This window comes from Candidatus Dorea massiliensis AP6, assembly GCF_964245105.1.
Taxonomy (GTDB): Bacteria; Bacillota; Clostridia; order Lachnospirales; family Lachnospiraceae; genus Laedolimicola; species Laedolimicola intestinihominis.
This window is the reverse complement of record NZ_CAXTKW010000015.1, coordinates 37,564-62,759: the sequence shown is the minus strand read 5'-3', so window position 1 is coordinate 62,759 and position 25,196 is coordinate 37,564. Positions and strand designations below refer to the sequence as shown.

Genomic DNA, 25,196 nt, shown 5'->3' with positions numbered 1-25,196 from the left:
GAGCTGTGGCTCAGTATGATGACCGGGCTGTTGCTGTGCTCAGGGATGTAGACGATGAGAGGAAGGCAGATGGCGGTCTGCAGCAGGGAAAGGGAGTATGTGCAGCGGTTTGCGGAGTATGTGAACCGACGCCCGGCTTCATTGCTGGCAGTCCATGGGTTTACCGACAGTGGGGAGCTTTCCGCATATACGAAAGAACATCCGGTGGATCTGTTGCTTCTGTCAGAGGAGATAGCAGCGGAGCTGCCAAAGAAAAAAGAATATGGAACTGTCATTCTGTTATCGGGGGAAGAGTATCAGACCGGGCCCCAGACAGAATATCCGAGAATCTACAAGTACCAGTCTTGTCCGCAGATCTTAAGGCAGGCCATGGATTTCTATGCGGAACAGGCAGCGGTGGTTCCGGGCGTCATGCTTCGTACAGAAGGGATGAAGCGGATTGCCGTTTATTCGCCTGTGGGGAGAACCGGTAAGACAGGATTTGCCCTGGCTCTGGGGAAGGAGATTGCGAAGAAGAGACGGACGCTGTACCTGAATCTGGAGGAATATTCGGGATTTGCGGAATTGTATCCTGTGGATGGGGGCTGGACTTTATCGGAGCTTCTGTATTTTCTGAAACAGGGAAAGGCAGCCTTTGGTTGGAAGCTGGAGGGGATGATTCGTTCCATGGGGGAACTGGATTATATACCGCCCTTACGTTCTCCTGTGGAATATGAAACTGTGAAACGGGAGGACTGGAAGCAGCTTTTGGAGCTGCTTGAAAAGGAGAGCCGCTATGAGGTGGTGATTCTGGATTTAAGTGAAGCTGTGGACGGCTGGTATGAACTGCTGGATGCGTGCAGCGGGATCTATACGCCTGTGGAGCCGGATGAGACCGCGAAGGCGAAAATGAAGCAGTATGAAGAGACGTTGAAGCTGCTTGAGCTGGAGCAGATACTGGAACGGACGCAGAAGCTGGAGCTGTCCGCCTATGACGGACTGGAATTGCTGGTGAAGGCCGAAGGAAAAAGGTGGTGCGAGCCGTGAAAAGAAACTGGGAGGAACTGACCCGGGAGCTTCGAGATCGTGTGCAGAGACGTCTGGATCTGTCGCGGGAACTGTCAGACGGGGAAGTACAGGCGCTGATAGACGAAGAGATTATGCAGAAGAGCCGGGAAGGGTATTTGATGCTGGAAGAGAGGCTGCGGCTGCAAAAAGAGCTGTTTAACTCCATGCGGCGTCTGGACATGCTCCAGGAGCTGATTGAAGATCCGGAAGTGACAGAGATTATGGTAAATGGACCGGAAAATATCTTTGTGGAGCGTGGCGGAAGGCTGACCCGGTGGGAAAAAAGTTTTTCATCCAAAGGAAAGCTGGAAGACGTGGTACAGCAGATTGTGAGCTTCTGCAACCGGAGCGTATCCAAGGCAAGTCCCATTGCGGATGCCCGATTGGCAGATGGCTCCCGTGTCAATATTGTGCTGGATCCGGTGGCCCTGAACGGTCCGGTGATAACGATCCGCCGTTTCCCGAAAGAACCGGTACGGATGCGGCAGCTTCTGGAATGGGGTTCCATCAGTGAGGAAGCCGCAGCATTTTTGCGGAAGGTAGTAAAAGCCGGATATAACATCTTTGTAAGCGGCGGAACCGGCTCCGGAAAAACCACCGTGTTGAATGCTCTGTCAGAGTTTATCCCGGCAGATGAGCGGATTATTACGATAGAGGATAATGCGGAATTACAGCTTGACCGGGTGGAGAATCTGGTGACACTGGAGGCCAGAAATGCCAATCTGGAGGGTGAGCGTGAGATTACCATCCGGGATTTGATCAAAACATCCTTACGAATGCGTCCCGATCGGATCATCGTCGGTGAGATCCGCGGGGCAGAGGCTATCGATATGCTGCAGGCCATGAATACGGGGCATGACGGTTCCTTAAGCACCGGACATGCCAACAGTCCGACGGATATGTTGTCCAGGCTGGAGACCATGGTGCTGATGGGAATGGATCTGCCGCTTACGGCAGTACGGCGTCAGATTGCGTCAGGAGTGGACCTGATCGTGCATCTGGGGCGTCTCAGGGACGGCAGTCGAAAAGTGTTGGAAATTGTGGAGCTTACCGGAATGGAGCAGGGAGAGATCTGCCTGCGATCCCTGTTTCACTTTGAAGAAGAGCCGGGGCAGGAAAAAGCAGAAAAGGTGGCGGGACAACTCAGGTGTATAGAAGGGCTTTTGCATACGGAAAAGCTTCGGGCAGCGGGAATAAGAGAAGAATAGGAGAAAACAGATGGATTACCGCAGATATTGTTTTCGCAGAGAAGAATATATTCGCTATGGGCTGGAAGCGGCGGGGCTTAGCATGGTGATTGCGTTCTGCTTCTATAATTCTCCGGTGGCGCTGATTTTGGAAATTCCGGTAGCTTTCTGGTATTTTCGGGAGAAGAGGAAAAAGCTGTCGGAGCGGAGAAAGGCGGCGTTAAAGCTTCAGTTTAAGGACGCGGTGCAGGGAATGGCGGCGGCTCTGGCAGCAGGATATTCTGTAGAAAATGCAGTTCGGGAGACCGGGCGGGATCTGCGAATGATTTATGAGGAAAATGCGGATATGGTGCAGGAGCTGGCAGCTATGCAGCGGCGGATGGATTCGAATCAGACGCTGGAGGAAGCCATGCGGGATTTCGCAGAGCGAAGCGGAATTCCGGAAGCGGAAACCTTTGCGGAAATCTTTACGGTGGGGAAGCGAAGCGGCGGCGATCTTATCGAAATTATGGAAGACACGGCCAGAACCATAGCGCAGACAGTGGAAACAGAACGGGCGATTGCGGCGACACTGGCGTCCCGGCGCTACGAGCAGAAGATTATGAATGGAATTCCCTTTGTGATTGTGTTGTACCTGCGGATAGGGTGTCCGGGATTTATGGATCCTGTGTATGGAAATATCGTTGGAGTATGCGTGATGACAGGCTGCCTGCTTCTGTATCTGGGCGCATGGTATCTGGGAAGGAGAATGCTGGAAATCGAGGTGTAGCATGAAGCTGTTAGAAAAGCTTAACCGAAGGCTGCTTGGAAAAGCCGGAAATGGGTATCCCGGAAAAGAAAACGTGGCGGAAAATTTTCGGATATTACATGCGGAGAAAAATGTAGAGGGCAGATTGGAGGCGTTTTATGGAGAGAAGCTGAAGCTTCTTATACTGATTCTGGGAGCCGGCGCAGTTCTGACGGCGGCGTTCTGGGTAAATGAACGCAGCAGTACGCTTATGGAAGAAGGGCACTTTCTGCCGCGTAAGGAAAAAACGTATACCCGGGAAATCTGGGCAGTACCCGATAAGGAATCCGGAAAAGACAGAGAAGCCATTGTGGTAGAGGTAGAACCCCAGGGGCTGAAGAAAGAGCAGGTGAAGGAGCTGCTGGCGGAAGAAACAGCCCGCATGGAAAGCTATATTATCGGAGAGAACAGTTCTCTGCAGGAGGTACGGACGGATCTGAATCTGATTCGGGAAATCGAGGGAACGCCAGTCACCGTGGACTGGGAGCTGGACTCCTATGAAGTGCTGAATCTGGACGGGAGTATCCGCAAGGAGAAGGTAACAGAGGATGGCACGATTGTAAGCTTAAGAGGCCGCCTGCGATGCGAAGATCAGGAAAGTATTTACGAGGCAAATGTTCGGGTACTCCCTGAGATACTGAGCCCGGCCCGGCAGTGGACGGAGGCACTCTCTCAGACGATTCAGAACTTTCAGGAGAAGAGCCGTCTGGAGAGTCGGAAAGAATTGCCGGAGAATGTGGATGGAATAAATCTGAACTGGAAGGAAAAGAAAAGCTCTTCCGTGGCAGTAATTCCCATTCTGACAGTTATCAGTCTGATTCTGGTATATATGGCGAAGGATCAGGAGCTTAAAAAGCTGGTGCAGGAACGGGAACTGGAGCTTCGCCGGGATTACGCACAGGTGGTGAGTAAGCTGGTGTTGCTCCTGGGAGCCGGAAGCGCGCTCCGGATGGCCTGGGAGACGATGGTGGCGGATTATCAAAAAAAACGGGAAGCGGGAGGACCGCGGCGGTATGTGTATGAGGAAATGGCGCTGGCCTGCCGGGAGATGCAGAATGGCGTTTCGGAAGGAAGGGCGTATGAGAATTTCGGGCTCCGTTGTCGGCTGCCTTGTTACCTGAAGCTGGCCGCACTGCTGGAACAAAATCTGAAGAAAGGAAATAGAGGGTTAAGCGATCTGTTAAGAGAAGAGGTGGCAGAAGCCTTTGAACAGCGGAAAGAGCTGGCGCGTGAGCAGGGTGAAAAGGCGGCCACCAGGTTACTTTTTCCCATGGTGTTGACGCTGGCGGTGGTGATGCTTCTTGTGCTTGTGCCTGCGGGAATGTCGATGCAGATGTAAAAGGAGGAAAGTAAAATGATGAGATTAAAACAGGGATGGAAAAATCTGTGGGAGGATCAGAGAGGAATCGGAACGGTGGAAATGATATTGATTCTGGTGGTTTTGATTGCGCTGGTACTGATTTTTAAGAGTAAGCTGACTTCCCTGGTAAATGAGATTTTTGACAAGATCACAAAACAAAGCCGTCTGGTATAAAAAGAGATGAAAAAACGGGGAGAAATTACCGTTTTTCTGAGTCTGATGCTGTCCGTACTGCTGTTTTTCTTTCAGGCTCTGTTTCAGTCTGCGGAAAATGCCCTGTTTCGAAGCCAGATGGAGGAGGCGCTGGAACTCAGTGAGTATTCAGTGCTTTCGGAATATCACAGGGAGCTTTGGAAGAGGTATGAACTGTTTTATCTGGATCTGAGCTATGGGGGCGGAGCGGAGAAGACGGAGTATCTGGAGCAGCGGGCAGAGGAATTCCTGAATCTGAATTTGAAGCCGGGAAAGGTGAAGGCTCTTGAAACCTGGGATTATGCAAGGGCCACTGATGGGCGCGGAGAGGCGTATTATGAGCAGGCGGTGTCTGTAATGAAGGCAAAGAGGGGAGCATCTATTCTGGAAAGCTTTCAGGAGTATGCGGAATACGTACGGCAGGCTGCCGAGCAGGAGGAAAACTACCGGGAAGCGGACGACAGGGAAAGCAGGAATCTGGAAGAACTCAGCCGACGCCGGGAAGAAGAGGAAGAGGAAGGTACGCCAAATCCGGCGGAGCAGACAGAACGGTTAAAGGGGGGAAGTATCCTGCATCTGATTCTTAAAGATCCGGGAAGCGTATCCGGGAAACGCGCGGAGCTGGCCGGGGTTCCATCAGACCGGACGCTGCTTACGGGCTCCGGTGCAAGAGGAAAAAACGCATATGGAGTCTTGAATGATGCCTGGTTTCTGGCGTATCTGCTGGAACATTTTGGAAATGCGGCAGCTTGCCTTACAGGAGAAAAGGAGGGTGGGTCGTGGCTTGATTATCAGCTGGAATATCTTATTGCAGGCCGGGATTCGGATATTGCCAATCTGGAAGCGGTATGTGGAAGGTTATTGGCTATCCGGGAAGGAATGAACTATGCGTATCTGCTTACAGATTCCGCAAAGGTGGCGGAATGTACCGCTATGGCTACGCTGCTGGTAGGAGCGACACTGATACCGGGGCTGGTAGAGGCGGTAAAGCAGATGTTGCTTCTGGCGTGGGCTTTTGCGGAAAGTGTTCTGGATCTGAGACTGTTGCTGAACGGAAAGCGGGTAGCATTCCGGAAAGATGCATCGACCTGGAAAATATCGCTGAGTAACGCACTGGAGCTGGGTGATTTATCCGGAATGGACGATAACGAGGATGCGGACGGACTGCTGTACCGGGATTATCTTGGAATCTTACTGACGTTGACCGGGCGGGAAAAGAAAAGTATGCGAAGTCTCGATGTGATCGAGGGCGCGGTGCGGGAAGCATCCGGCGGTCAGTGGTTTTATGTGGATCAGTGTATTGACTCCTTTCGGCTGCGGACCATATGCATGAAAGGGCAGGAGTATACGGCAGAGCGCCAATTTTGCTATGAATGGTAACAGAGGGAAAAGGGAGGTGTACCGGGATGTTCTTTCGTACAGAGATATGTCTGATTAAATTCAAAGCTCTCCAGGCAGTGGACGACGGCGGAACTGTTATTCTTGTAAATTCTGACAAATCTGTTTCTTACTCTGAGCGCGGAAGAACATCCCGGTGCATCTTCCGGAATAAGGGTAGCATGACCGTGGAAGCGGCTCTGGTTTTTCCGATTTTTCTGCTGGCTGTGACGGCGTTTCTTTATCTTCTGGTTCTGACGCAGCTGAAGATAGAGACGGGAGGAAGTCTGACGGATGCGGGAAAAGATTTGGCAGTGCTGGCGGAATATTCGGACACAGCCGGAGGCATGGGATCGACTGCAGCGGTTATACTATATGGAAAACAGGAGGTAAAGGCAGCTCTCTCCGGGAAAGTGGCGGCTGCTGTCTTAAAGGACGGAGCGGATGGACTATCTCTGCTTGGAAGCAGTTGGGATCCGGAAAAGTCCCTGATTACTCTGGAAATCTCCGGACAGGCTGTATTCCCGCCGGGAATTTCATGGTTTCATCCGGTTCGGATTCGGCAGAAACGGGTAGTACGGGGCTGGACAGGTTTTGGCGGACGGGAACGGTCGTCGAATAGTGAGAAAGAAGAAGTGGTATATGTAACGGATTACGGGACTGTCTACCATCGGGAACTGAGCTGCCGCTATCTGAAGCTGTCTATCCGACAGAGCGGACTTTCGGAAGTGGCGGATCTGAGAAATGAATCCGGCGGAAAGTATTATCCCTGTGAAAAATGCTGGAAGGAAGGAGCGGATCCTGTGTTTCTGACAGACGACGGCACGCGGTATCATCAGAGCCTGAACTGTTCGGCGATGGTACGCGGAATTCATACAATTCCGCTTTCAGAAACGATGCTGCCGCCCTGTTCCGTATGCGGAGGTTAAAAAATGTGGAAGGAATATTATGTGGCGGTGCTGTTGCTGGTGAACGGTATATGGGACTTTAAGCGGCGGGAAGTCTGTATCCCGGTGATCCTGCTTTCAATGGTTGTGGGACTGGCAGTAAATGTTCGATTTCGGGAACTGTCTGCGGTTGAAATACTGGGCGGACTGGGAATAGGAGTCGTGATGGTGATCCTGTCTTTTCTTACGAAGGGAGCTATCGGGATGGGAGACGGCTGGCTTTTGTGCGCCACAGGCGTGTTCCTTGGCGCGTCGGGGAATTTTGAACTGTTACTGACAGGAGCGCTAATCTGTGCGGCAGCGCTTGGAATCGGACTGCTTCTGGGTAAGGTACATTGGAAAGATTCGTTTCCGTTTGCGCCGTTTCTGTGTCTGGCGCAGTTCTGGAGGATGTTTCTATGAGTGCAGGGTGGAAAAGAGGAAGTTTTACGGTGGAAGCCTCGATTTTGATGCCGTTTTTGATGTGGATTATTTTCGTGATGCTGTGCCTGGGGCTGTTCTGGCATGATCGGAGTGTACTTTCTGCCTGCGCCTCGGAACTGGCAGGCAAAGGAGCGGCGCGGAAATATGAAACGGAAGCACATCTGGAAAGCTGGCTTTCCACAGAGGCGTCCGCTCTTGTAGAGGATCGTCTTTATCTTCTGAAGGTAACTGATATAACGGTGAAGGTGACGGCTGAACAGGTAACCGTGGCTTATGCGGGAAGCAGTCCGGTTCTGGGCGGACTGCAAACGAAGGAGCAGGAAAAATCCGGACGGAAAAATCCGGTCAACCTTCTTCGAAAAACCAGACTTTTAAAGGAACTGGCAGGAAAGGTGTGAAGAAATGGAGGTTAGTTACAGAAGGGAACTGGATCACAATTATCTGGTTTTGGAAGAAAAGGAATTTCAGGAGAATTATCAGGTAAATATGCTTCTGAAAAATCGGATTCCGGGGTTTCTGGAGTGCCGGATGACCAGGGTTGACAAAAAAGCGTTTTTTTACTATGAGATTACATCCAGACAGAATCTGAGACTGGTGCTGGAACGGAAGCGATTGAGCCTTACGGAGATGATAAGACTGCTGGAGGGGCTTGAGCAGGCGGCGCAGACCTGCGAGGAATATCTGCTGGATGGAGAACGGATTTTGCTGCAGCCGGATTTTATCTATCTGGATCCGGATGAATGGAAGATTTGGGTATGTTTTTATCCTTTTGAGAAGCAAGAGCTGGGTAGTCAGCTTCTGGGGTTGGCAGAGTATCTGCTGGATCATCTGGACCGGCAGGATTCCGGCGCAGTAACGCTTGGATATGAGTTTTACCGAATGGCAGGAGAGGAGAACCCTTCGATTCGTAAGCTTTTGGAAGAGTGGGGGAACGCGGAAGCAGGCAGTTCTCAGAGTGTGAGTGCGGAGGCGGCTGGAAATCAGGAAAATGAAGAGGGAAAATCGGTATTTTCCTATGAAAAATTCGGAACCGATGGGATGGCAGACAGCTCCGGTGCCTGGGAGGGAGCGCGGGAAAACCGTCTGGCGGAAAACTTCCCGGAGTGGGTGGACGCTTCATCCGGTGGAACAGCCTGCCTTGCAGGCGTCCGGGAACCGGGGCTCTTTCTACGAAGCGAGAGCGCAGCTTATCCGGATCTCCGCGTCGGTAAAGAGAGCTTTATGATAGGCAAGAAAAAAGACGCCGTGGACGGCTGGCTGAAAGCCCGTGGTATCTCCCGCATCCATGCCAAAATCTCCCGGGAAGAGGACTGCTACTATCTGACTGACTTAAATTCCACTAATGGCACCTTTCTGAACGGAGGCCGCCTGGGTGTTAACGAAAAAGCCCGTCTGCGACCGGGCGATTCCGTAGGATTCGCGGATATCCGGTATGTGGTGGAAGGGTAAAAGAAGCTTGTAAATAATACATAAATTCGCTATACTGGAGTTTACAGCGTATCAAAAAAGCGAATGGAGAAACTGTAAACGAGGAATTGGATTATCAAATCAAAACACTGATGGCCATGCTTGCTTCTATGGGAGTAAACGTAGAAGATTTGACTCTGTAGAATACAGAGGGAAAGACACATGAATTATACAAAAGATAAAAGAATAGAAAAGATAAAATTATGAGGATGCTGTGATTTGGGAAAATACAGCATCCTCATTTTATAATATATCGTATTACTTTAGAGTATTTCGAAATGAGAGCTTTTATTCTGTGAGGTTCACAAATTCCGGCATTTATGGTATGCTTAAGACAATTATTAGCAATTTATAAGAATAGAAGGAAACGATCACATGATATTTGAGAGTCATGCCCATTATGACGATGAGGCCTTTGACACAGACCGGGAAGAGATTCTGGCTCAGTGTCAGAGAGAGGGGATAGAGTATATTGTAAATGTGAGCGCGAGCCTGAAGACGGTGAAGAGCACCCTTAAGCTGGCGGAGCGGTATCCGTTCATGTACGCGGCGGTGGGAGTTCACCCGGACGAGGTGGGCGAGCTGAATGAGGAGAATTTCGCCTGGATGGCGGAGCAGTGCCGGAATCCGAAGACGGTGGCGGTGGGCGAGATTGGCCTGGATTATTACTGGGACAAGGAGAATCATGAGCTGCAGAAGAAATGGTTCCGGGCGCAGATGGAGCTTGCGAAGGAGACAGGCCTTCCCATGATCGTACACAGCCGGGAGGCGGCTGCGGATACGCTGGAGGAGATTCAGAAAGCGCAGGATGAGCAGCTTCGCGGCGTGATTCACTGCTTTTCTTATTCGCCGGAGATGGCCGAAGAGTATCTGAAGATGGGATATTATATCGGCGTCGGCGGCGTGGTGACATTTAAGAACGCGAAGAAGCTGAAAGAGGTGGTGAAAATGCTGCCCCTTGACCGGATTCTTTTGGAGACAGACTGTCCGTATCTGGCGCCGGAGCCCAACCGGGGCAGGCGGAATTCGTCGCTGAACCTGCCCTATGTGGCGGCGGCCATCGGGGAACTGAAGGGTGTGGACGCGGACGAAGTAGTTCGGGTAACAAATCAGAACGCGAAGAAAATGTATTTTGAAGGCAGGATTTAAAATACAGATAGAAAATACAATAAAAGCTGATAAAAATCGACTTTGTGAAACAGTTTATTTGAGGAGAATCATATGAGCAGACCTGTTCCCACATTGGGAAACCCAAAGAATACCATCGAAATTTTAAATAAATACAAATTCGTATTTCAGAAAAAGTTCGGTCAGAACTTTCTGATCGACGAGCATGTGCTGAGCAAAATCATTCGCTCCGCGGAGATTACCGAGGATGATTTCGTTGTGGAGATCGGCCCGGGCATCGGTACTCTGACCCAGTATCTGGCGGCGTCCGCGCGGGAGGTGGCGGCCATCGAGATTGACGATGCGTTGATTCCGATTTTGAAGGATACCCTGAGTGCTTACGATAATGTGACAGTTATCCATGAGGACGTGCTGAAGATAGACTTATGTAAACTTGCGGAGGAGAAGAATGGTGGAAAACCCATCAAGGTGGTGGCAAATCTGCCCTATTATATTACGACGCCGATTATCATGGGCTTATTTGAAAATCATGTGCCGGTGGAGAGTATCACCATCATGGTGCAGAAAGAGGTAGCGGATCGGATGAAGACCGGCCCGGGCTCCAAGGATTATGGCGCGTTGTCCCTGGCCGTACAGTATTACGCGAAGCCGGAGCTGGTAGCCAATGTACCGCCCAACTGCTTTATGCCAAGACCCCGGGTGGGCTCGGCGGTAATCCGTCTGACCCGTCATACGGAGGTTCCGGTGGAGGCGGAGGACGAGAAGCTGATGTTCCAGATTATCCGCGCCTCCTTCAACCAGCGCAGAAAGACCCTGGTCAATGGCCTCGGTAATGCGCCGGAGCTGCATATCCCGAAGGAAATGACCACAGAGGTATTGGAGGAGATGGGCTTAAGTGCCAGCGTGCGCGGCGAGGCGCTGACATTGGCACAGTTCGCGGAGCTGTCCAACCGCATTCTGGAAAAGAGAGAGAACGCATAGAAGAAAAATGATAAAGATAGAAGCATAGAACCGCTGATTTTCAGGCATGAATCTCCCGGGACAGGCATAGAATATTCTAGCAAACGGTAGAAAAGACTACTTTTCACAAGGAAAAAGGGAGGGATTCTATGTCTGACTATAAGCGGTTTGTCTCCTATATCTACGGATATAAGCAGGGCGAAAAGGGCGAGAGTACAGGCTTTGTGAAGGTAAATGCCAGAGGCGGGGAGTGCCGGATCTGGGTGCATGTACGGGGATTCTATACGCATCATCAGGAGCCCTACCGGGTCTACGCCTTCAAGCAGAAGAAGGAAGGACTGGAGGGTCAGTATCTGGGCGAGCTGGAAAGCCGTAACGGTGCCCTGGAATGGGACGGCGTGACGAAGACGGACAGCCTGATGGGCGGCTTCAGCCTGGAGGAGAGCCGTGGCATCTACATAGAAGGCGGCAATCGGATCTATGCCGCAGAGTGGGATGATTATCCGGTGGATGTGGAGCGGTTTGTGGCGGCGGGAGAGAAAAAGAGGATCGCGCCGCCTGTCAAGAAGGAAGAGACCACAGGAGCTTTGGAAAATAAAGCGGAACGGATGATTCCCTGGCAGCAGGTGAAGCCGGATATCAAAATCGTAGTTCAGAACAGGGACAATACGCCTGCCACTTCGCTGTCGGTTGATCTCCAGACTGAGCTCGATCGCCGCGCGACGGCCCTCTATGCGGCAGATCTTCCGGCGGATGCACCGGAGCCGGGGATGGAATCAGAAAAATCGGAATCTAAAACCGGAAAAGCAGAGACATCGTCCGAGAAAACGGAAAATCCAGAAAGCTATAAAAGCCCGGAAAAGCAGCCTCCTGTCGATCCGAAGAAAGAACAATGGGAATATCTGGTAAATCATTTCCCGGTCATGCGCTATCAGGATCGAAACAGCGGCGTAATCTCCAGCATCCGCCTGAGCGGCCGGGACTTAAACCGCGTCCCCAGAGACAAGTGGGAGCTTGGCAATAACAGCTTTTTGCTCCACGGCTTCTATCAGTATAAGCATTTGCTGCTGCTGCGCCGGGAGACCGAGGACTATATCGGATACTACCTGGGGGTACCCGGCGTCTACAACGAACGTGAACAGATGCTGGCGTCCATGTTTGGTTTTGAAGAGTTCCGTCTGATGAAAGGTCAGGAGACCAGAGACGGCAGCTTCGGCTACTGGTGCCGGACCCTGCGGTAAGAAACGGTGAGTGAACCGGCATAGGGCGGTTTCGAGAAAATCAGATTTAGCGAGGGAGAGAAAACTGCATGACAGCAGATGAAAAATACATGAAAGAGGCCCTGCGGCAGGCGAAAAAGGCCGAGGCACTTCTGGAAGTGCCCATCGGCTGTGTCATTGTTCAGAACGATAAAATCATTGCCAGAGGCTATAATCGAAGAAATACAGACAAAAACACCTTATCCCATGCGGAGCTGAATGCCATCCGCAAGGCCAGCAAAAAGACCGGCGACTGGCGGCTGGAGGACTGCACCATGTACATCACCCTGGAACCCTGCCAGATGTGCGCAGGGGCCATTGTCCAGGCCCGGATGGGCCGTGTGGTCATCGGAGCCATGAACCCGAAAGCAGGCTGTGCCGGTTCCATCCTGAACCTTCTGGAAATGTCCGAATTCAACCATCAGGTGAATGTGGAACGGGGCGTATTAGAGAAAGAATGCAGCACCATGCTCAGTGAATTTTTCAAAAAGCTCCGGAAACAGAAGAAGCAGGTTGACAAAGTCAAAGATTAAAGCTATACTGAAAAAGATCGTCTGATCGGCGATCCCAAATATGTCATAAAGCTTCCGCGCAGCCGGGGATTTAGCGGTTCCCTGTACCTGCAATCCGCTACAGCAGGGGTGATGTTCTGCCCCGGACTTTATGGACAGTATGCAGCCCTTTGCAAGCAGCATAGACGCTTGGGTCTTGCGCAACAGGAATCTGTGAATCGAGTCAGGTCAGGAATGGAGCAGCTCTAAGCAGAACCTCTTGTGTGCCGCGAGGTCGCCTGAGCCGAGCCGGCTACAGAGGTAACGGTACTGTTTTCAGGGTTCAAAGCAGAACGCGCGGATTTAAAAAATAAGAAGCAGACAAAGCAATCGTATCAAAGGATACGGTTGTTTTTTTGTGCTCAAAATCTTATTGATAAAATAAATTTGAAAAAACATAAAATTGGGTCTTGCAAAATACCCCATGGGGGTATATAATGAACGCGAAACAGGGAAAGAGTAAGGAGTGAGCAGATGGAAAAAGACATGGGAAAGAACACAGAAAGCATGCAGACAGAAAAAAAAGAATGCTGCTGTTGCAGCCACAAAACCAAAGAGCGTACCGAGAAAGAATACAAGGATCTCCTGAACCGCCTGAGCCGCATCGAGGGCCAGGTCCGCGGTATCCGCAAAATGGTGGAGACCGACTGCTACTGTACCGACATCCTGGTGCAGGTATCCGCCGTCAACGCGGCGCTGAACAGCTTTAACAAAGTCCTGCTTGCCAACCATATCCGCACCTGCGTGGCGGAGGATATCCGGGAAGGCAAGGACGAAACCATAGATGAGCTGGTAACCGTATTGCAGAAGCTGATGCGGTGACAGACAGCATACGATAAAAAGTCCGCCCGCTGATTTTCCGGAAAAAGGCAGGAAACAGCGAGGTGGAAATGAGGAGGCATAGATTATGAAGCAATATAACGTAACGGGCATGAGCTGTGCAGCCTGTAGCGCCCGCGTAGAAAAAGCGGTCAATAAAGTACCGGGCGTCACAGCCTGCTCGGTCAGCCTTTTAACCAATTCCATGGGAGTAGAGGGAACCGCGGAGCCGTCCGCCATCATCGCGGCGGTGGAGACAGCGGGATACGGCGCTTCCGAGAAAGGCGCGGAGAACAGCGGCGCGAAAGCGTCCGCGGCGGCTGACGACGATTTCCTGAAGGACACCGAGACCCCGAAGATTCGAAGAAGACTGATTGCATCGCTGGTATTCCTGACGCCGCTTATGTACCTGTCCATGGGGCATATGATGTGGGGCTGGCCGGTACCAGGCTTCATGGTGGACAATCACGTAGCCATGGGCCTGGCCCAGCTTCTGCTGACGGTCATCGTCATGGTCATCAACCAGAAGTTCTTCATCAACGGCTTCAAGGGCCTGCTTCACGGCGCACCGAACATGGATACTCTGGTGGCCCTGGGATCCGGCGCGTCCTTCGGGTACAGCACTTACGCCCTGTTCGCCATGACCGTAGCCCAGGTCAATATGGACATGGACGGCGTTATGGCCTATATGCATGAGTTTTATTTTGAGTCCGCAGCCATGATACTGACTCTGATTACCGTGGGCAAGATGCTGGAGGCCCATTCCAAAGGAAAGACCACCGACGCGCTGAAGGGCCTGATGAAGCTGGCTCCAAAGACCGCGGTGCTGGTGCGGGACGGCGCAGAGGTCGAGGTCCCCATCGGACAGGTTCGAAAAGGCGACGTATTTGTGGTACGCCCGGGTGAAAATATACCCGTGGACGGTATCGTCCTGGAAGGAAACAGTGCAGTAAATGAATCCGCCCTGACCGGCGAGAGCATTCCGGTGGATAAAAATGTGGGCGACGCCGTATCCGCGGCGACCCTGAATCAGTCTGGCTTCATCCGCTGCGAGGCCACCCGTGTGGGCGAAGACACCACCCTATCCCAGATCATCCAGATGGTCAGCGACGCGGCGGCCACGAAAGCGCCCATCGCGAAGATCGCGGATCGGGTATCCGGCGTCTTCGTACCGGCAGTTATCAGCATCGCAGCCGTGACCATTATCATCTGGCTGCTGGCAGGACAGAGCGTAGGCTTCGCGCTGGCACGAGGTATCTCCGTACTGGTTATCAGCTGTCCCTGTGCCCTGGGACTGGCGACGCCCGTAGCCATCATGGTAGGAAATGGAATGGGCGCGAAAAACGGCATCATGTTTAAGACTGCAGCATCCCTGGAGGCCACCGGCAAGACTCAGATCGTAGCCCTGGATAAGACCGGAACCATCACAAGCGGCGAACCTAAGACTACGGACATTCTCCCGGCAGAGGGCGTCGATGAGGCGGAGCTTCTGAAGCTGGCCTACACCCTGGAGAAAAAGAGCGAGCATCCGCTGGCCCGCGCCATTTTGGAGACAGGCAAAGAACGCGGCGTGGACGATACCCTGGAAGTGGCAGATTTCCAGGCTGTACCGGGTGGCGGTCTGACCGGAAAGCTGGATGGCACAGTCCTGACCGGCGGCAACCTGAAATACATTACAGAGACTGCGGAAGTTTCCGACGCAGTCTGTAAGCAGTCGGAAAGACTGGCTGAGGACGGCAAAACTCCGCTGTTCTTCGCAAAAGACGGCAAACTTATTGGAATCATTGCGGTAGCAGACGTCATCAAAGAAGACAGCTCCCAGGCCGTACGCGAGCTGCATGGCATGGGCATCCGTGTAGTTATGTTAACCGGGGACAACGAGCGCACAGCCAAAGCCATCGGTCATCAGGCCGGCGTGGACGAAGTCATCGCCGGAGTCCTGCCTGAAGGCAAAGAGAGCGTCATCCGGAATCTGAAGAAGAAGGGCAAGGTAGCCATGGTAGGCGACGGTATCAACGATGCCCCGGCATTGACCCGCGCCGATATGGGCATCGCCATCGGAGCCGGTACGGATATCGCCATCGACGCTGCGGACGTGGTTCTGATGAAGAGCCGATTAAGCGACGTGCCCGCGGCCATCAGGCTCAGCCGTGCTACCTTACGGAACATACACGAGAATCTGTTCTGGGCATTCTTCTACAATGTCATCGGAATTCCGTTGGCAGCAGGCGTGTGGATCCCGCTCTTCGGCTGGAAGCTGAACCCCATGTTCGGTGCTGCGGCCATGAGCCTGTCCAGCTTCTGTGTGGTAACGAACGCATTGCGTCTGAATCTGTTCAAGATGCACGACGCAGGCAAAGATAAAAAAATCAAGGCAAAAGCCGATCATAAGAAGGAGGAAACAACAATGACAAAGACAATGAAAATCGAAGGTATGATGTGCGGACACTGTGAGGCCACCGTAAAGAAGACCCTGGAAGCCATCGCAGGCGTAGAAGCAGCCGAGGTAAGCCACGAGGCCGGAACCGCGGTAGTTACACTGACCGCAGAGGTAGCCGACGACGTCCTGAAGAAGGCCGTCGAGGACAAAGACTACAAAGTAACTGACATCCAGTAAAACATTGATGTGAAATGTATCAAGTAAGACGATAAAAGGAGCTATGAAAAATGGAATATATCTATAAAACAAAAGGCACCTGTTCTTCCAAGATCCGCCTGGACATCAATGACGGCGTAGTCACCAATGTGGTCTACACCGGCGGCTGCGACGGCAACCTGAAAGCCATCCCCCGCCTGGTGGACGGCATGACCGTGGAGCAGATCGAGGAGAAATGCAAAGGCATTCACTGCGGCTTCAAGTCCACATCCTGCGCTGACCAGCTGGCCTGCGCGGCCAGAGAGGCTTACGAAGCAGAGAAGAAGCAAAAATAAGAGCAAAGACACATTCCGGGAAAAGCCGATACAAGAAGTGCGGCTTTTCCTTTTGCTTTTCCGGAAATTTCGCAAAGAAATTTGGCTTTGGGAATTGTAAAGTTATTTTATATGGAATATACTTTGGATAATACGGAAAAATCCAGAAAGAAAAGAGAGAACAGTATGGCAGAGACAGAACTTCGAATCCGCCGGGCGACACTGGCAGACGCGGAAAGTATTTTGGATATCTACAGACCTTACGTGGAGGAAACCGTCATTACCTTTGAGTATCTGGTGCCGAGCCTGGAGGAGTTTCGGGAGCGCATCGCCCATACCCTTGAGAAATATCCCTGCATCGTGGCGGAGCAGGACAGCGGGATCGTGGGTTACGCCTGCACTGGTGTGTTCAAGGACCGGGCGGCCTACGACTGGGGCGTGGAGACGACCATCTATGTGAAGAAGGACTGCAAGCGGGGCGGCATCGGCAGGAAATTATATACAGCATTGGAAAAGGTATCGGCAGCCCAGCATATCCTGAACCTGAACGCCTGCATCGGCTATCCGGAGGTAGAGGACGAGTATCTGACCCGGGACAGCGCCCGTTTTCACGAGCATCTGGGATACCGGCTGGTGGGAGAGTTCCACAAGTGCGGGTACAAGTTCGGCCGCTGGTACGATATGATCTGGATGGAGAAACTGATCGGCGATCACACGGCAGAGCCGAAGCCGGTGGTACCGTTTCCGGAGTTGGACGAGCTGACGCTGCATAAGTGCGGCATCGAATAGGAGATGAATTTACAATGATCAGACATGCGGAAATACAGGATTTAACGGCCATCGAGGCCGTATACGCCCACGCGCGGAAATTCATGGAGGAGACCGGCAACCCGAACCAGTGGGGCAAGAACCACCCGCCCAGGGCGACGCTGGAGAACGCGATCGCGGCCCGGAAGCTCTATGTGCTGGAAGAGGACGGCGCGATTCACGGTTCCTTTTACTTTGCCATCGAGGAGGAGCCCAATTATCGGAAGATTGACGACGGCTCCTGGCTGTCCGATGTGCCCTACGGCGTGATTCATATGGTGGCCAGCGACGGCACGATTCATGGATTTTTACAGCAGATTGTGACTTTCTGTGAGTGGCAGACGAAGCATCTGCGCATCGACACGCACCATGACAACAAGGTCATGCAGCACGTGATCGCCAAGAACGGCTTCAGCCGCCGGGGTATCATTTATCTGGTAAATGGGGACGGTTCCGCCCGCATCGCCTATGAGAAGCTGGGAGAATAAGCGGCCATGAAGCTTTTACTGACGGCGATTAACGCCAAATACATCCATTCCAACCTGGCAGTCTACAGCCTCCGGGCGTCCGCCGGATCCATCCGGGATCAGGTGAAGCTGGCCGAGTTCACGATTAATCATCGGACTGAGGAAATCCTGCGGGATATCTACCGGAAAAAGCCGGACGTGCTGTTCTTTTCCTGTTATATCTGGAATATGGTATATGTGACGGAGCTGACCGCCGAGTGCAAAAAGGTTATGCCGGGAGTGCCCATCTGGCTTGGCGGGCCGGAGGTATCCTACGACGCGGAGCAGTATCTCCGGGAGCACCCGGAGGTGGACGGGATTCTCTGCGGCGAGGGAGAAGAGAGTTTTCGGAGATTGGGAGAATGTTATGTAAACTGCGAGGCGGACGTGGAGCATTTGTTGCAGATACCGGGGCTGGTGTTTCGAAGAAATCTGACTCCTCAAAAGAAAAACGAAGAAACCGTTCCAAGTTTTACAGAGCACTCAAATAAGAGTTATGTAAACTATGAAGCGGGAGCGTGGGAGGTGGAGCAGATTCAGACGAATCCCCCGGCGCCCCTGGTGGATCTCTCCACCCTCCCCTTCCCCTATCAGGAGCTGACCGACTTTGAAAACCGCATCATCTACTACGAATCCAGCCGCGGCTGCCCCTTTTCCTGCAGCTACTGCCTTTCTTCCATAGATAAGAGCGTGCGTTTCCGGAGCCTCGAACTGGTGCTGCCGGAGCTGCAGTTCTTCCTGGATCGGAAGGTGCCCCAGGTGAAATTCGTGGATCGCACCTTCAACTGCCGAAAGAGCCACGCCATGGCCATCTGGCGATACCTGCTGGATCATGACAACGGCGTGACGAACTTCCACTTTGAGATCGCGGCGGATCTGCTGGATGAGGACGAGCTTGCGCTTATCGCGCGGATGCGGCCGGGGCTGATTCAGCTGGAAATCGGCGTCCAGTCCACGAACCCGCGGACTCTCGAAGCCATTTGCCGGAAGACAGACCTGGACGGGCTGCGGGATGTGGTGGCGAAGGTACACGCAGGGAAAAACATTCATCAGCATCTGGATCTGATCGCGGGTCTGCCCTTCGAGGATTACGAGAGTTTCGGACGCTCCTTTAACGATGTTTACGCCATGCGGCCCGATCAGCTGCAGCTTGGCTTCCTGAAGGTCCTGAAGGGTTCCCAGATGCACCGGGAGGCGGAGCAATACGGCATCGTCCGCCGGGCGCTGCCGCCCTATGAGGTTTTATGTACGCCCTGGCTGCCATTTTCTGACGTGCTGCGCCTGAAAATGGTGGAAGAAATGGTGGAAAACTACTATAATAGTCATCAATTCGATGAGACGCTGGATGCCCTGGTTTCTAGGTTTCCGTCGCCCTTCGCGTTCTTTGAGCAGTTGGCGGAGTTTTACGAGGAACGGCACGCGGAGCAGCGAAAGCATTCCCGGGTGCAGCGGTATGAGTTGCTGCTGGCCTTCGCGCAGAAATCATTTCCGGAGGAGGAGCAGTCCTTCCGGCAGCTTCTGACCATCGATTACTATCTGCGGGAGCGGGCCAAGGCGCGGCCTTCCTTCGCGCCCGACCAGGCGGCGTATAAGGAGCAGCTTTCAGAGATCCTGCGGCAGACAGGGAAGCAGAATCATGTGGAGGCGGTGCCCGCAGGAGACGGACAAGTCAAATATCTGGTCTTCGATTATGAGAACCGGGATCCGCTGACCCACGCCGCGAGGGTGATAGAATATAAAGAATAATAAAATCAGATTAAAACAGCGCAAACAGAAGGCTTGAAGGAATTTTAGTGCTAAGATACAGAAACAAGGCGCAATCAGCCCAGACAAGGACAGAGTATGCGCGGTAGTGAATGATACAACAGAACGGAGAACATACGATTATGATAAAAAACTACATCGCCCTGGATCTGGAGACCACCGGCCTTCACCCCTCCGAGGACCGTATCCTGGAAATCGGCGCGGTAAAAGTAGTGAACGGAGAAATCACGGATCGCTATGAGACCCTGGTGAATCCGGGCATGGCCATCAGCCCCCGCATCCAGGAACTGACCGGCATCAATGACGCTATGGCGGCGACCGGAAAGGATACGAAGACAGCCATCACAGAGCTGCTGGAGTTTTGTGAAGAGCTGCCGCTTCTGGGCCACAATATCCTTTTCGACTACAGCTTCGTAAAGAAAAACGCGGTCAATCTGGGCCTGACCTTCGAAAAGGACGGCGTGGACACCCTGAAAATCGCCCGGGCGCTGCTGCCGGATCTGGAGCATAAAAACCTGCCTTACCTGTGCGCCTATTATAAAATCGAGCAGGAGCGCGCCCACCGGGCATCCGACGATGCCTGCGCGGCTATGGAGCTCTACAGGCGGCTGGCGATGGAATTTCCGGACAGCCCCGAAGAACTTTTTGCGCCAAAGCCCCTCATTTGCAAGGTAAAAAAGCAGGGTCCGATTACGCCTGCGCAAAAAGGATACTTGAATGATCTGATAAAATATCATAAAATAAGCTTAAGTGTGCAGATTGACACACTGACTAAAAACGAAGCATCAAGAATCATAGATAAAATTATTTCCGAGCATGGGAGGATTTTAAGATGAACTGGTACGATAAGAAAAGCCGAAAAATCATTTCCACGATTATCATCGTCATCGTGGTTCTGGCCATGATACTGCCGATGCTGACCTACGCGCTGTAAGAGTCTTTCGGGCAGGAATGCATCGTGGCGGAGAATCCGGCAAAACAGGATTCTATTTTGGAAAAAAGAGGAGATATTATGAAAAAGAGACAGTTACTGACAGCGGCTGTACTTTGCGCAGCCTTTCTGGCGGGCGGCACCACTGCGCTGGCGGCTGACAATTCAGCCATTCACAGCGGCGTCTATGTGGACGGCATCGACCTGTCCGGCATGACCCGGACCGAAGCGCTGGACGCCCTGAACAGCTATGTGGATGAGATGGGCGAAGAGACGCTGACCCTGCATATCGGCGACAATGAGCTGACCCCGACCCTGGGCGAGCTGGGACTGATCAGCACCAATGAAGACGAGATTCTGGAGGAAGCCGTACAGCTGGGCAAGACCGGCAATATCATCAGGCGTTACAAGGACCGTAAGGATTTGGAGCATGAGAACAAGAATTATCAGCTGACCTGGGCGCTGGATGGCGAGCTGGTCACAGATTATGTAAACAACCAGTGTAAGAAATTTGATCAGGAGGCCGTGGACGCGACCCTGAAGCGGGAAGGCGGTTCCTTCCGGATTGTGGACGGACAGACCGGCATCGTGCTGGACGCGGACAGCTCCATCACCCTGATTACCGATTTTATAGAAAATGAGTGGGATCACACCAACGGTTCTCTGGATCTTCCGGTGGAGACCGATTATCCGAGAGGAACGGCGGAGGAACTCAGTAAGGTCAAGGATGTGCTTGGCACCTTTACCACCAGCTACAGCACCTCCGGCGCGGCCCGTTGTCAGAATATTGCCACCGGAACCGCCCATATTAACGGTACGGTGCTGTACCCGGGAGACACCTTCTCCGCGTATGAGGCAGTCAGTCCATTCTCTGAGGCCAACGGCTACGCTATGGCAGGATCTTACCTGAACGGCAAGGTGGTAGACAGTCTGGGCGGCGGCATCTGCCAGGTATCCACCACCCTGTACAATGCAGTTCTCCGGGCGGAACTGGAGGTGACAGAGCGTTCCAACCATTCCATGATCGTGACCTACGTGGAGCCTGCGGACGACGCGGCCATCGCGGGAACTTATAAGGATTTGAAGTTTAAGAATACACTGGACGCACCGGTCTATATTGAGGGCGTGACCAGCGGCAAGCAGGTGACTTTCACCATCTATGGACAGGAGACCCGTCCGTCCAACCGGACTCTGAAGTTCGAGAGCGTCACTTTGAGCACCACGGAGCCGGGTGTACAGATTATCGCGGACGCGGGTCAGCCCATCGGCTATATCACCCGTGAGAGCGCGCACAAGGGCGTGGTAGCGGAGCTATATAAGCATGTCTATGTGGGCGGTAAGGAAGAGAGTGTCACCAAGGTCAATAAGAGTAACTACAAGGCGACGCCCCGGACGATTACGGTGGGTATCGCGGGCGATCCGGATCTGTCCAATGAACTGCAGGCAGCCATTGCCACCCAGGATGAAGCTACGGTCAACGCGACCCTGGCGTCCTGTGTCGCGAGAATGCAGTAAGGGATACACACAAAGGAGCGGACAGCATGAAGGTCGGAAAAGTTTCAGAGACAATTTTAAAGAGAAGTATTTTTAAGCAGATACATACGAAGCGGGACGAGGTGCTTCTGGGCGCCGGCGTGGGCGAGGACTGCGCGGCTATGAAGCTGGCTCCCGGCGAGATTTTCGTGATTTCCACCGATCCCATTACCGGAACGGTGAAGGATATCGGCACTCTGGCTATCCAGATTACCGCAAACGATCTGGCCAGCAGCGGCGCGGAGCCGGTGGGCGTCATGCTCACAGTGCTTCTGCCCGAGGAGATTGAGGAGGCCGACATTAAGCAGATGATGGGCGAAGTGGAAGAAGCCTGCGCCCGGTTCCATATCCAGGTCATGGGCGGCCACACCGAGGTCACCCGGGCAGTCAATCAGCCCATTATCAGCGTCACAGGCGTGGGCAAGGTGCAGGAGGGACATCTGGTATCCACCGCGGGGGCAAAGCCCGGTCAGGATATCCTGGTGACCAAATGGATTGGCGTGGAGGGCACCTCTATCATTGCCAAAGAGAAGGAAGAGGAGCTCCGGAAGCGTTTCCCGGCGGCATTCGTGGAGACGGCCAAGGGCTTTGACCGGTATATTTCCGTGGTAGAAGATTCTAAGATTGCGGTGAAGCACGGCGTCAGCGCCATGCACGACGTGACCGAGGGCGGCATCTACGGCGCGCTTTGGGAGGTGGCGGAGGCGTCCGGCGTCGGCCTGGAGATCGACCTGAAGGCTATTCCTATCCGTCAGGAGACCGTGGAGATCTGCGAGTGCTTCGAGCTGAATCCTTACTATCTGATTTCCAGCGGCTGCATGCTGATGGCGGCAGACCGGGGACACGATCTGGTGCGGGAGCTTGAAAAGGCCGGCATTCCGGCGGCGGTCATCGGCAAAGCCACCGACGGCAAGGCCAGGCGCATCGTAAACGGCGAGGACGAGAGCTTTCTGGAGCGTCCGAAGACAGACGAATTATATAAAATCTATGAATAAGATTCCGGGGTGTTTCTGATTCAGACGCCCCGGCTTATAATAATATCCTGACGGGAGGGCGAAAGCAATGAGAGAAAAAATTTTGACATTCATTGAGAAAAACAGCCGCGTGGATTTGGCGGATCTGGCAGTGATGCTGGGAGTAGAGGAGGCGGCGGTCGCCAATGAGATCGCGGATATGGAAAAGGAAGGTATTATCTGCGGTTATCATACCCTGATTAACTGGGATAAGACCAGCGAGGAGAAGCTGACAGCCCTGGTAGAGGTCAAGGTTACCCCCCAGCGCGGTTTCGGTTTTGATAAGGTGGCGGAGCGCATCTACAATTACGCGGAGGTGGACAGCGTCTACCTGATCTCCGGCGGCTTTGATTTTATGGTGATGATCGAGGGTAAGACCATGCGTGACGTGGCGCAGTTCGTATCCGACAAGCTGTCGCCGCTGGATTCCGTTCTCAGCACTGCCACACATTTCATATTGAAAAAATACAAAGACCATGGTTCAATTATGGCACATGAGAAAAAAGACGAAAGGATGCTGGTGACACCGTGAGAAACCCATTATCAGACAAAGCAGTTTCAATTCCCTGGTCCGGCATCCGTAAATTCTTTGATGTGGTAAATGAGATGCCAGACGCCATTTCCCTGGGCGTGGGCGAGCCGGATTTCGATACCCCCTGGCATATCCGCGACGAGGGTATCTATAGCCTGGAAAAAGGCCGGACCTTTTATACCTCCAACGCAGGCTTAAAGGAGCTGCGTGAGGAAATCGTGCGCTATCTGGAGCGCCGCATTCATGTAAGCTACGACCCGCTCCGGGAGGTGCTGATTACCGTAGGCGGCAGCGAAGGCATTGATATGGCCTTCCGTGCCATGCTGAATCCGGGCGACGAGGTGCTGATTCCCCAGCCCAGCTACGTATCCTATGAGCCCTGCTGTGTGCTGGCCGACGGCGTGCCGGTGATCATCGAACTGAAGGAGGAGAATGAATTCCGCCTGACTGCCCGGGAGCTGCGGGACGCCATCACAGACAAGACCAAGATTCTGGTACTGCCGTTCCCGAACAATCCCACCGGCGCGATTATGACCCAGAAGGATCTGGAGGAAATCGCCGAGGTCATTATCGAGAAAGACATTTACGTGCTGTCTGATGAGATTTATTCCGAGCTCAGCTACGCGGGCGACCATGTATCCATCACCAGTATTCCGGGCATGCGGGAGCGCACCGTGCTCATCAACGGCTTTTCCAAGGCCTATGCCATGACCGGCTGGCGTCTGGGCTATGCCTGCGGACCGGCGGAGATTCTCAGCCAGATGACGAAGCTCCATCAGTACGCGATTATGTGCGCACCCACCAACAGCCAGTACGCAGCAGTAGAGGCTCTGAAAAACGGCGATGAAGACGTGGCGATGATGCGGGAGTCCTACGACCAGAGACGCCGTTTCCTGGTACATACCCTGCGGGAAATGGGACTATCCTGTTTCGAGCCCTACGGCGCGTTCTATATCTTCCCGAGCATCCAGGAATTTGGCATGACTTCGGAAGAATTTGCTACCCGGTTCCTGATGGAGGAGAAGGTGGCCGTGGTTCCGGGAACAGCCTTCGGAGCCTGCGGCGAGGGATTTCTTCGAATCTCCTACGCGTACTCTCTGGAAGATCTGAAAGAAGCCACAGGCCGTCTGGCGCGCTTTGTGACGAAGCTGCGGGCGGAAAAGGGAGCGAAATAATGGCGTTCAATATCGTACTTTTAGAGCCGGAAATTCCGGCCAACACAGGCAATATCGGAAGAACCTGTGTGGCGACGGGTACCCGCCTGCATCTGATTGAGCCGCTGGGATTCCGGTTAAGTGAAAAGGATTTGAAGCGGGCCGGTATGGATTACTGGCCGCAGTTGGATGTGACAACTTATGTAAACTATGAAGATTTTCTGAAAAAGAACCCGGGGGCGCGTCCCTATATGGCGACCACCAAGGGGCCGCGGGTCTATACCGAAGCGCAGTTTGAGCCGGACTGCTACATTATGTTCGGTAAGGAGAGTGCCGGTATTCCCGAGGAGATCCTTCTGGAAAATCAGGAACGAGCTATCCGTATTCCCATGCTGGGCGACACCAGATCCCTGAACCTGTCCAACTCCGTGGCCATCGTGCTCTATGAGGCCCTGCGCCAGAATGATTTCCCGGGCATGCGCCTGGAGGGACACCTGACCAGATACGATTGGAAATAAAGAGACTGAAAAGGAATAAAGGCA

Annotated in this window: 26 protein-coding genes and 1 other RNA gene; all 27 read left to right on the top strand. The window is 53.0% G+C overall.

The window, feature by feature from the left end:
* Nucleotides 1-54: 54 nt before the first annotated feature.
* Nucleotides 55-1,026 (top strand): P-loop NTPase family protein, encoded by a 972-nt coding sequence (locus tag ACESZP_RS15055; RefSeq protein WP_499709538.1) that lies wholly within the window; start codon nt 55-57, stop codon nt 1,024-1,026.
* On the top strand, nt 1,023-2,255 hold the full coding sequence (locus ACESZP_RS15050; RefSeq protein WP_499709537.1) for a TadA family conjugal transfer-associated ATPase: 1,233 nt from the start codon (nt 1,023-1,025) through the stop codon (nt 2,253-2,255). Before ACESZP_RS15055 ends, ACESZP_RS15050 begins: the two co-directional genes overlap by 4 nt.
* A 10-nt stretch (nt 2,256-2,265) precedes the next feature.
* Nucleotides 2,266-3,003 carry a type II secretion system F family protein gene (locus ACESZP_RS15045; protein ID WP_499709536.1) on the top strand — a complete coding sequence of 246 codons (738 nt, stop codon included), beginning with the start codon at nt 2,266-2,268 and terminating at the stop codon, nt 3,001-3,003.
* Nucleotide 3,004: 1 nt separating this feature from the next.
* Entirely contained in the window at nt 3,005-4,360 is a 1,356-nt protein-coding gene (locus ACESZP_RS15040; protein ID WP_499709535.1) for a type II secretion system F family protein, read from the top strand.
* Between the two features lie 18 nt (nt 4,361-4,378).
* A complete protein-coding gene (locus ACESZP_RS15035) occupies nt 4,379-4,555 on the top strand; it encodes a Flp1 family type IVb pilin (RefSeq protein ID WP_435391193.1) in 177 nt (58 codons plus the stop codon).
* 6 nt (nt 4,556-4,561) lie between these two features.
* On the top strand, nt 4,562-5,953 hold the full coding sequence (locus ACESZP_RS15030) for a DUF5702 domain-containing protein (RefSeq protein WP_499709534.1): 1,392 nt from the start codon (nt 4,562-4,564) through the stop codon (nt 5,951-5,953).
* Nucleotides 5,954-5,979: 26 nt separating this feature from the next.
* Nucleotides 5,980-6,879, top strand: coding sequence for a hypothetical protein (locus ACESZP_RS15025; RefSeq protein WP_499709533.1), 900 nt, complete (start codon nt 5,980-5,982; stop codon nt 6,877-6,879).
* Nucleotides 6,880-6,882: 3 nt separating this feature from the next.
* Nucleotides 6,883-7,299, top strand: coding sequence for a prepilin peptidase (locus tag ACESZP_RS15020; protein WP_178040124.1), 417 nt, complete (start codon nt 6,883-6,885; stop codon nt 7,297-7,299).
* Nucleotides 7,296-7,718, top strand: a complete 423-nt coding sequence (locus ACESZP_RS15015) for a TadE/TadG family type IV pilus assembly protein (protein WP_349165298.1) — start codon at nt 7,296-7,298, stop codon at nt 7,716-7,718. The genes ACESZP_RS15020 and ACESZP_RS15015 overlap by 4 nt, the downstream gene beginning before the upstream one ends.
* Before the next feature lie 4 nt (nt 7,719-7,722).
* Nucleotides 7,723-8,769, top strand: coding sequence for a DUF6382 and FHA domain-containing protein (locus ACESZP_RS15010; protein ID WP_499709532.1), 1,047 nt, complete (start codon nt 7,723-7,725; stop codon nt 8,767-8,769).
* A 393-nt stretch (nt 8,770-9,162) separates the two neighbouring features.
* The gene (locus ACESZP_RS15005) at nt 9,163-9,936 is read left to right on the top strand and encodes a TatD family hydrolase (RefSeq protein WP_499709531.1); all 774 of its coding nucleotides are present in this window, start codon (nt 9,163-9,165) and stop codon (nt 9,934-9,936) included.
* Between the two features lie 72 nt (nt 9,937-10,008).
* Nucleotides 10,009-10,896 (top strand): 16S rRNA (adenine(1518)-N(6)/adenine(1519)-N(6))-dimethyltransferase RsmA, encoded by an 888-nt coding sequence (gene rsmA, locus ACESZP_RS15000; protein WP_499709530.1) that lies wholly within the window; start codon nt 10,009-10,011, stop codon nt 10,894-10,896.
* Nucleotides 10,897-11,024: 128 nt separating this feature from the next.
* Nucleotides 11,025-12,116 (top strand): DUF6128 domain-containing protein, encoded by a 1,092-nt coding sequence (locus tag ACESZP_RS14995; protein ID WP_499709529.1) that lies wholly within the window; start codon nt 11,025-11,027, stop codon nt 12,114-12,116.
* A 68-nt stretch (nt 12,117-12,184) separates the two neighbouring features.
* Complete coding sequence (gene tadA / locus ACESZP_RS14990) at nt 12,185-12,667, top strand: tRNA adenosine(34) deaminase TadA (protein WP_178040130.1); 483 nt, start codon at nt 12,185-12,187, stop codon at nt 12,665-12,667.
* A gap of 54 nt (nt 12,668-12,721) precedes the next feature.
* Nucleotides 12,722-12,986, top strand: an RNA gene (ffs, locus tag ACESZP_RS14985) — signal recognition particle sRNA large type.
* 173 nt (nt 12,987-13,159) lie between these two features.
* Entirely contained in the window at nt 13,160-13,507 is a 348-nt protein-coding gene (locus ACESZP_RS14980) for a metal-sensing transcriptional repressor (RefSeq protein WP_435391191.1), read from the top strand.
* Between the two features lie 85 nt (nt 13,508-13,592).
* Nucleotides 13,593-16,121, top strand: a complete 2,529-nt coding sequence (locus tag ACESZP_RS14975) for a heavy metal translocating P-type ATPase (RefSeq protein WP_499709528.1) — start codon at nt 13,593-13,595, stop codon at nt 16,119-16,121.
* A 50-nt stretch (nt 16,122-16,171) separates the two neighbouring features.
* Nucleotides 16,172-16,435 (top strand): TIGR03905 family TSCPD domain-containing protein, encoded by a 264-nt coding sequence (locus ACESZP_RS14970; RefSeq protein ID WP_178040132.1) that lies wholly within the window; start codon nt 16,172-16,174, stop codon nt 16,433-16,435.
* A 165-nt stretch (nt 16,436-16,600) separates the two neighbouring features.
* Nucleotides 16,601-17,203 (top strand): GNAT family N-acetyltransferase, encoded by a 603-nt coding sequence (locus ACESZP_RS14965; RefSeq protein ID WP_499709527.1) that lies wholly within the window; start codon nt 16,601-16,603, stop codon nt 17,201-17,203.
* Nucleotides 17,204-17,217: 14 nt separating this feature from the next.
* Nucleotides 17,218-17,709, top strand: coding sequence for an N-acetyltransferase (locus tag ACESZP_RS14960; RefSeq protein WP_499709526.1), 492 nt, complete (start codon nt 17,218-17,220; stop codon nt 17,707-17,709).
* A 6-nt stretch (nt 17,710-17,715) separates the two neighbouring features.
* Complete coding sequence (locus ACESZP_RS14955) at nt 17,716-19,473, top strand: B12-binding domain-containing radical SAM protein (RefSeq protein ID WP_499709524.1); 1,758 nt, start codon at nt 17,716-17,718, stop codon at nt 19,471-19,473.
* Nucleotides 19,474-19,613: 140 nt separating this feature from the next.
* On the top strand, nt 19,614-20,327 hold the full coding sequence (locus tag ACESZP_RS14950; RefSeq protein ID WP_499709523.1) for a 3'-5' exonuclease: 714 nt from the start codon (nt 19,614-19,616) through the stop codon (nt 20,325-20,327).
* A gap of 176 nt (nt 20,328-20,503) precedes the next feature.
* Nucleotides 20,504-21,937, top strand: a complete 1,434-nt coding sequence (locus ACESZP_RS14945) for a VanW family protein (RefSeq protein ID WP_178040136.1) — start codon at nt 20,504-20,506, stop codon at nt 21,935-21,937.
* A 26-nt stretch (nt 21,938-21,963) separates the two neighbouring features.
* A complete protein-coding gene (locus ACESZP_RS14940) occupies nt 21,964-22,950 on the top strand; it encodes an AIR synthase-related protein (RefSeq protein WP_178040137.1) in 987 nt (328 codons plus the stop codon).
* A 67-nt stretch (nt 22,951-23,017) separates the two neighbouring features.
* On the top strand, nt 23,018-23,500 hold the full coding sequence (locus tag ACESZP_RS14935) for an Lrp/AsnC family transcriptional regulator (protein WP_158363919.1): 483 nt from the start codon (nt 23,018-23,020) through the stop codon (nt 23,498-23,500).
* Nucleotides 23,497-24,675 (top strand): aminotransferase class I/II-fold pyridoxal phosphate-dependent enzyme, encoded by a 1,179-nt coding sequence (locus tag ACESZP_RS14930; protein ID WP_178040138.1) that lies wholly within the window; start codon nt 23,497-23,499, stop codon nt 24,673-24,675. Before ACESZP_RS14935 ends, ACESZP_RS14930 begins: the two co-directional genes overlap by 4 nt.
* Complete coding sequence (locus ACESZP_RS14925) at nt 24,675-25,172, top strand: tRNA (cytidine(34)-2'-O)-methyltransferase (RefSeq protein WP_349165286.1); 498 nt, start codon at nt 24,675-24,677, stop codon at nt 25,170-25,172. Before ACESZP_RS14930 ends, ACESZP_RS14925 begins: the two co-directional genes overlap by 1 nt.
* Nucleotides 25,173-25,196 lie beyond the last annotated feature (24 nt).

What these genes read in the sequence shown, in the direction of transcription:
- ACESZP_RS15055 (WP_499709538.1), top strand. Translation starts at nt 55, where the DNA reads ATGAGAGGAAGGCAGATGGCGGTCTGCAGCAGGGAAAGGGAGTATGTG.
- ACESZP_RS15045 (WP_499709536.1), top strand. Translation starts at nt 2,266, where the DNA reads ATGGATTACCGCAGATATTGTTTTCGCAGAGAAGAATATATTCGCTAT.
- ACESZP_RS15040 (WP_499709535.1), top strand. Translation starts at nt 3,005, where the DNA reads ATGAAGCTGTTAGAAAAGCTTAACCGAAGGCTGCTTGGAAAAGCCGGA.
- ACESZP_RS15035 (WP_435391193.1), top strand. Translation starts at nt 4,379, where the DNA reads ATGAGATTAAAACAGGGATGGAAAAATCTGTGGGAGGATCAGAGAGGA.
- ACESZP_RS15030 (WP_499709534.1), top strand. Translation starts at nt 4,562, where the DNA reads ATGAAAAAACGGGGAGAAATTACCGTTTTTCTGAGTCTGATGCTGTCC.
- ACESZP_RS15025 (WP_499709533.1), top strand. Translation starts at nt 5,980, where the DNA reads ATGTTCTTTCGTACAGAGATATGTCTGATTAAATTCAAAGCTCTCCAG.
- ACESZP_RS15020 (WP_178040124.1), top strand. Translation starts at nt 6,883, where the DNA reads ATGTGGAAGGAATATTATGTGGCGGTGCTGTTGCTGGTGAACGGTATA.
- ACESZP_RS15015 (WP_349165298.1), top strand. Translation starts at nt 7,296, where the DNA reads ATGAGTGCAGGGTGGAAAAGAGGAAGTTTTACGGTGGAAGCCTCGATT.
- ACESZP_RS15010 (WP_499709532.1), top strand. Translation starts at nt 7,723, where the DNA reads ATGGAGGTTAGTTACAGAAGGGAACTGGATCACAATTATCTGGTTTTG.
- ACESZP_RS15005 (WP_499709531.1), top strand. Translation starts at nt 9,163, where the DNA reads ATGATATTTGAGAGTCATGCCCATTATGACGATGAGGCCTTTGACACA.
- rsmA (WP_499709530.1), top strand. Translation starts at nt 10,009, where the DNA reads ATGAGCAGACCTGTTCCCACATTGGGAAACCCAAAGAATACCATCGAA.
- ACESZP_RS14995 (WP_499709529.1), top strand. Translation starts at nt 11,025, where the DNA reads ATGTCTGACTATAAGCGGTTTGTCTCCTATATCTACGGATATAAGCAG.
- tadA (WP_178040130.1), top strand. Translation starts at nt 12,185, where the DNA reads ATGACAGCAGATGAAAAATACATGAAAGAGGCCCTGCGGCAGGCGAAA.
- ACESZP_RS14980 (WP_435391191.1), top strand. Translation starts at nt 13,160, where the DNA reads ATGGAAAAAGACATGGGAAAGAACACAGAAAGCATGCAGACAGAAAAA.
- ACESZP_RS14975 (WP_499709528.1), top strand. Translation starts at nt 13,593, where the DNA reads ATGAAGCAATATAACGTAACGGGCATGAGCTGTGCAGCCTGTAGCGCC.
- ACESZP_RS14970 (WP_178040132.1), top strand. Translation starts at nt 16,172, where the DNA reads ATGGAATATATCTATAAAACAAAAGGCACCTGTTCTTCCAAGATCCGC.
- ACESZP_RS14965 (WP_499709527.1), top strand. Translation starts at nt 16,601, where the DNA reads ATGGCAGAGACAGAACTTCGAATCCGCCGGGCGACACTGGCAGACGCG.
- ACESZP_RS14960 (WP_499709526.1), top strand. Translation starts at nt 17,218, where the DNA reads ATGATCAGACATGCGGAAATACAGGATTTAACGGCCATCGAGGCCGTA.
- ACESZP_RS14955 (WP_499709524.1), top strand. Translation starts at nt 17,716, where the DNA reads ATGAAGCTTTTACTGACGGCGATTAACGCCAAATACATCCATTCCAAC.
- ACESZP_RS14950 (WP_499709523.1), top strand. Translation starts at nt 19,614, where the DNA reads ATGATAAAAAACTACATCGCCCTGGATCTGGAGACCACCGGCCTTCAC.
- ACESZP_RS14945 (WP_178040136.1), top strand. Translation starts at nt 20,504, where the DNA reads ATGAAAAAGAGACAGTTACTGACAGCGGCTGTACTTTGCGCAGCCTTT.
- ACESZP_RS14940 (WP_178040137.1), top strand. Translation starts at nt 21,964, where the DNA reads ATGAAGGTCGGAAAAGTTTCAGAGACAATTTTAAAGAGAAGTATTTTT.
- ACESZP_RS14935 (WP_158363919.1), top strand. Translation starts at nt 23,018, where the DNA reads ATGAGAGAAAAAATTTTGACATTCATTGAGAAAAACAGCCGCGTGGAT.
- ACESZP_RS14925 (WP_349165286.1), top strand. Translation starts at nt 24,675, where the DNA reads ATGGCGTTCAATATCGTACTTTTAGAGCCGGAAATTCCGGCCAACACA.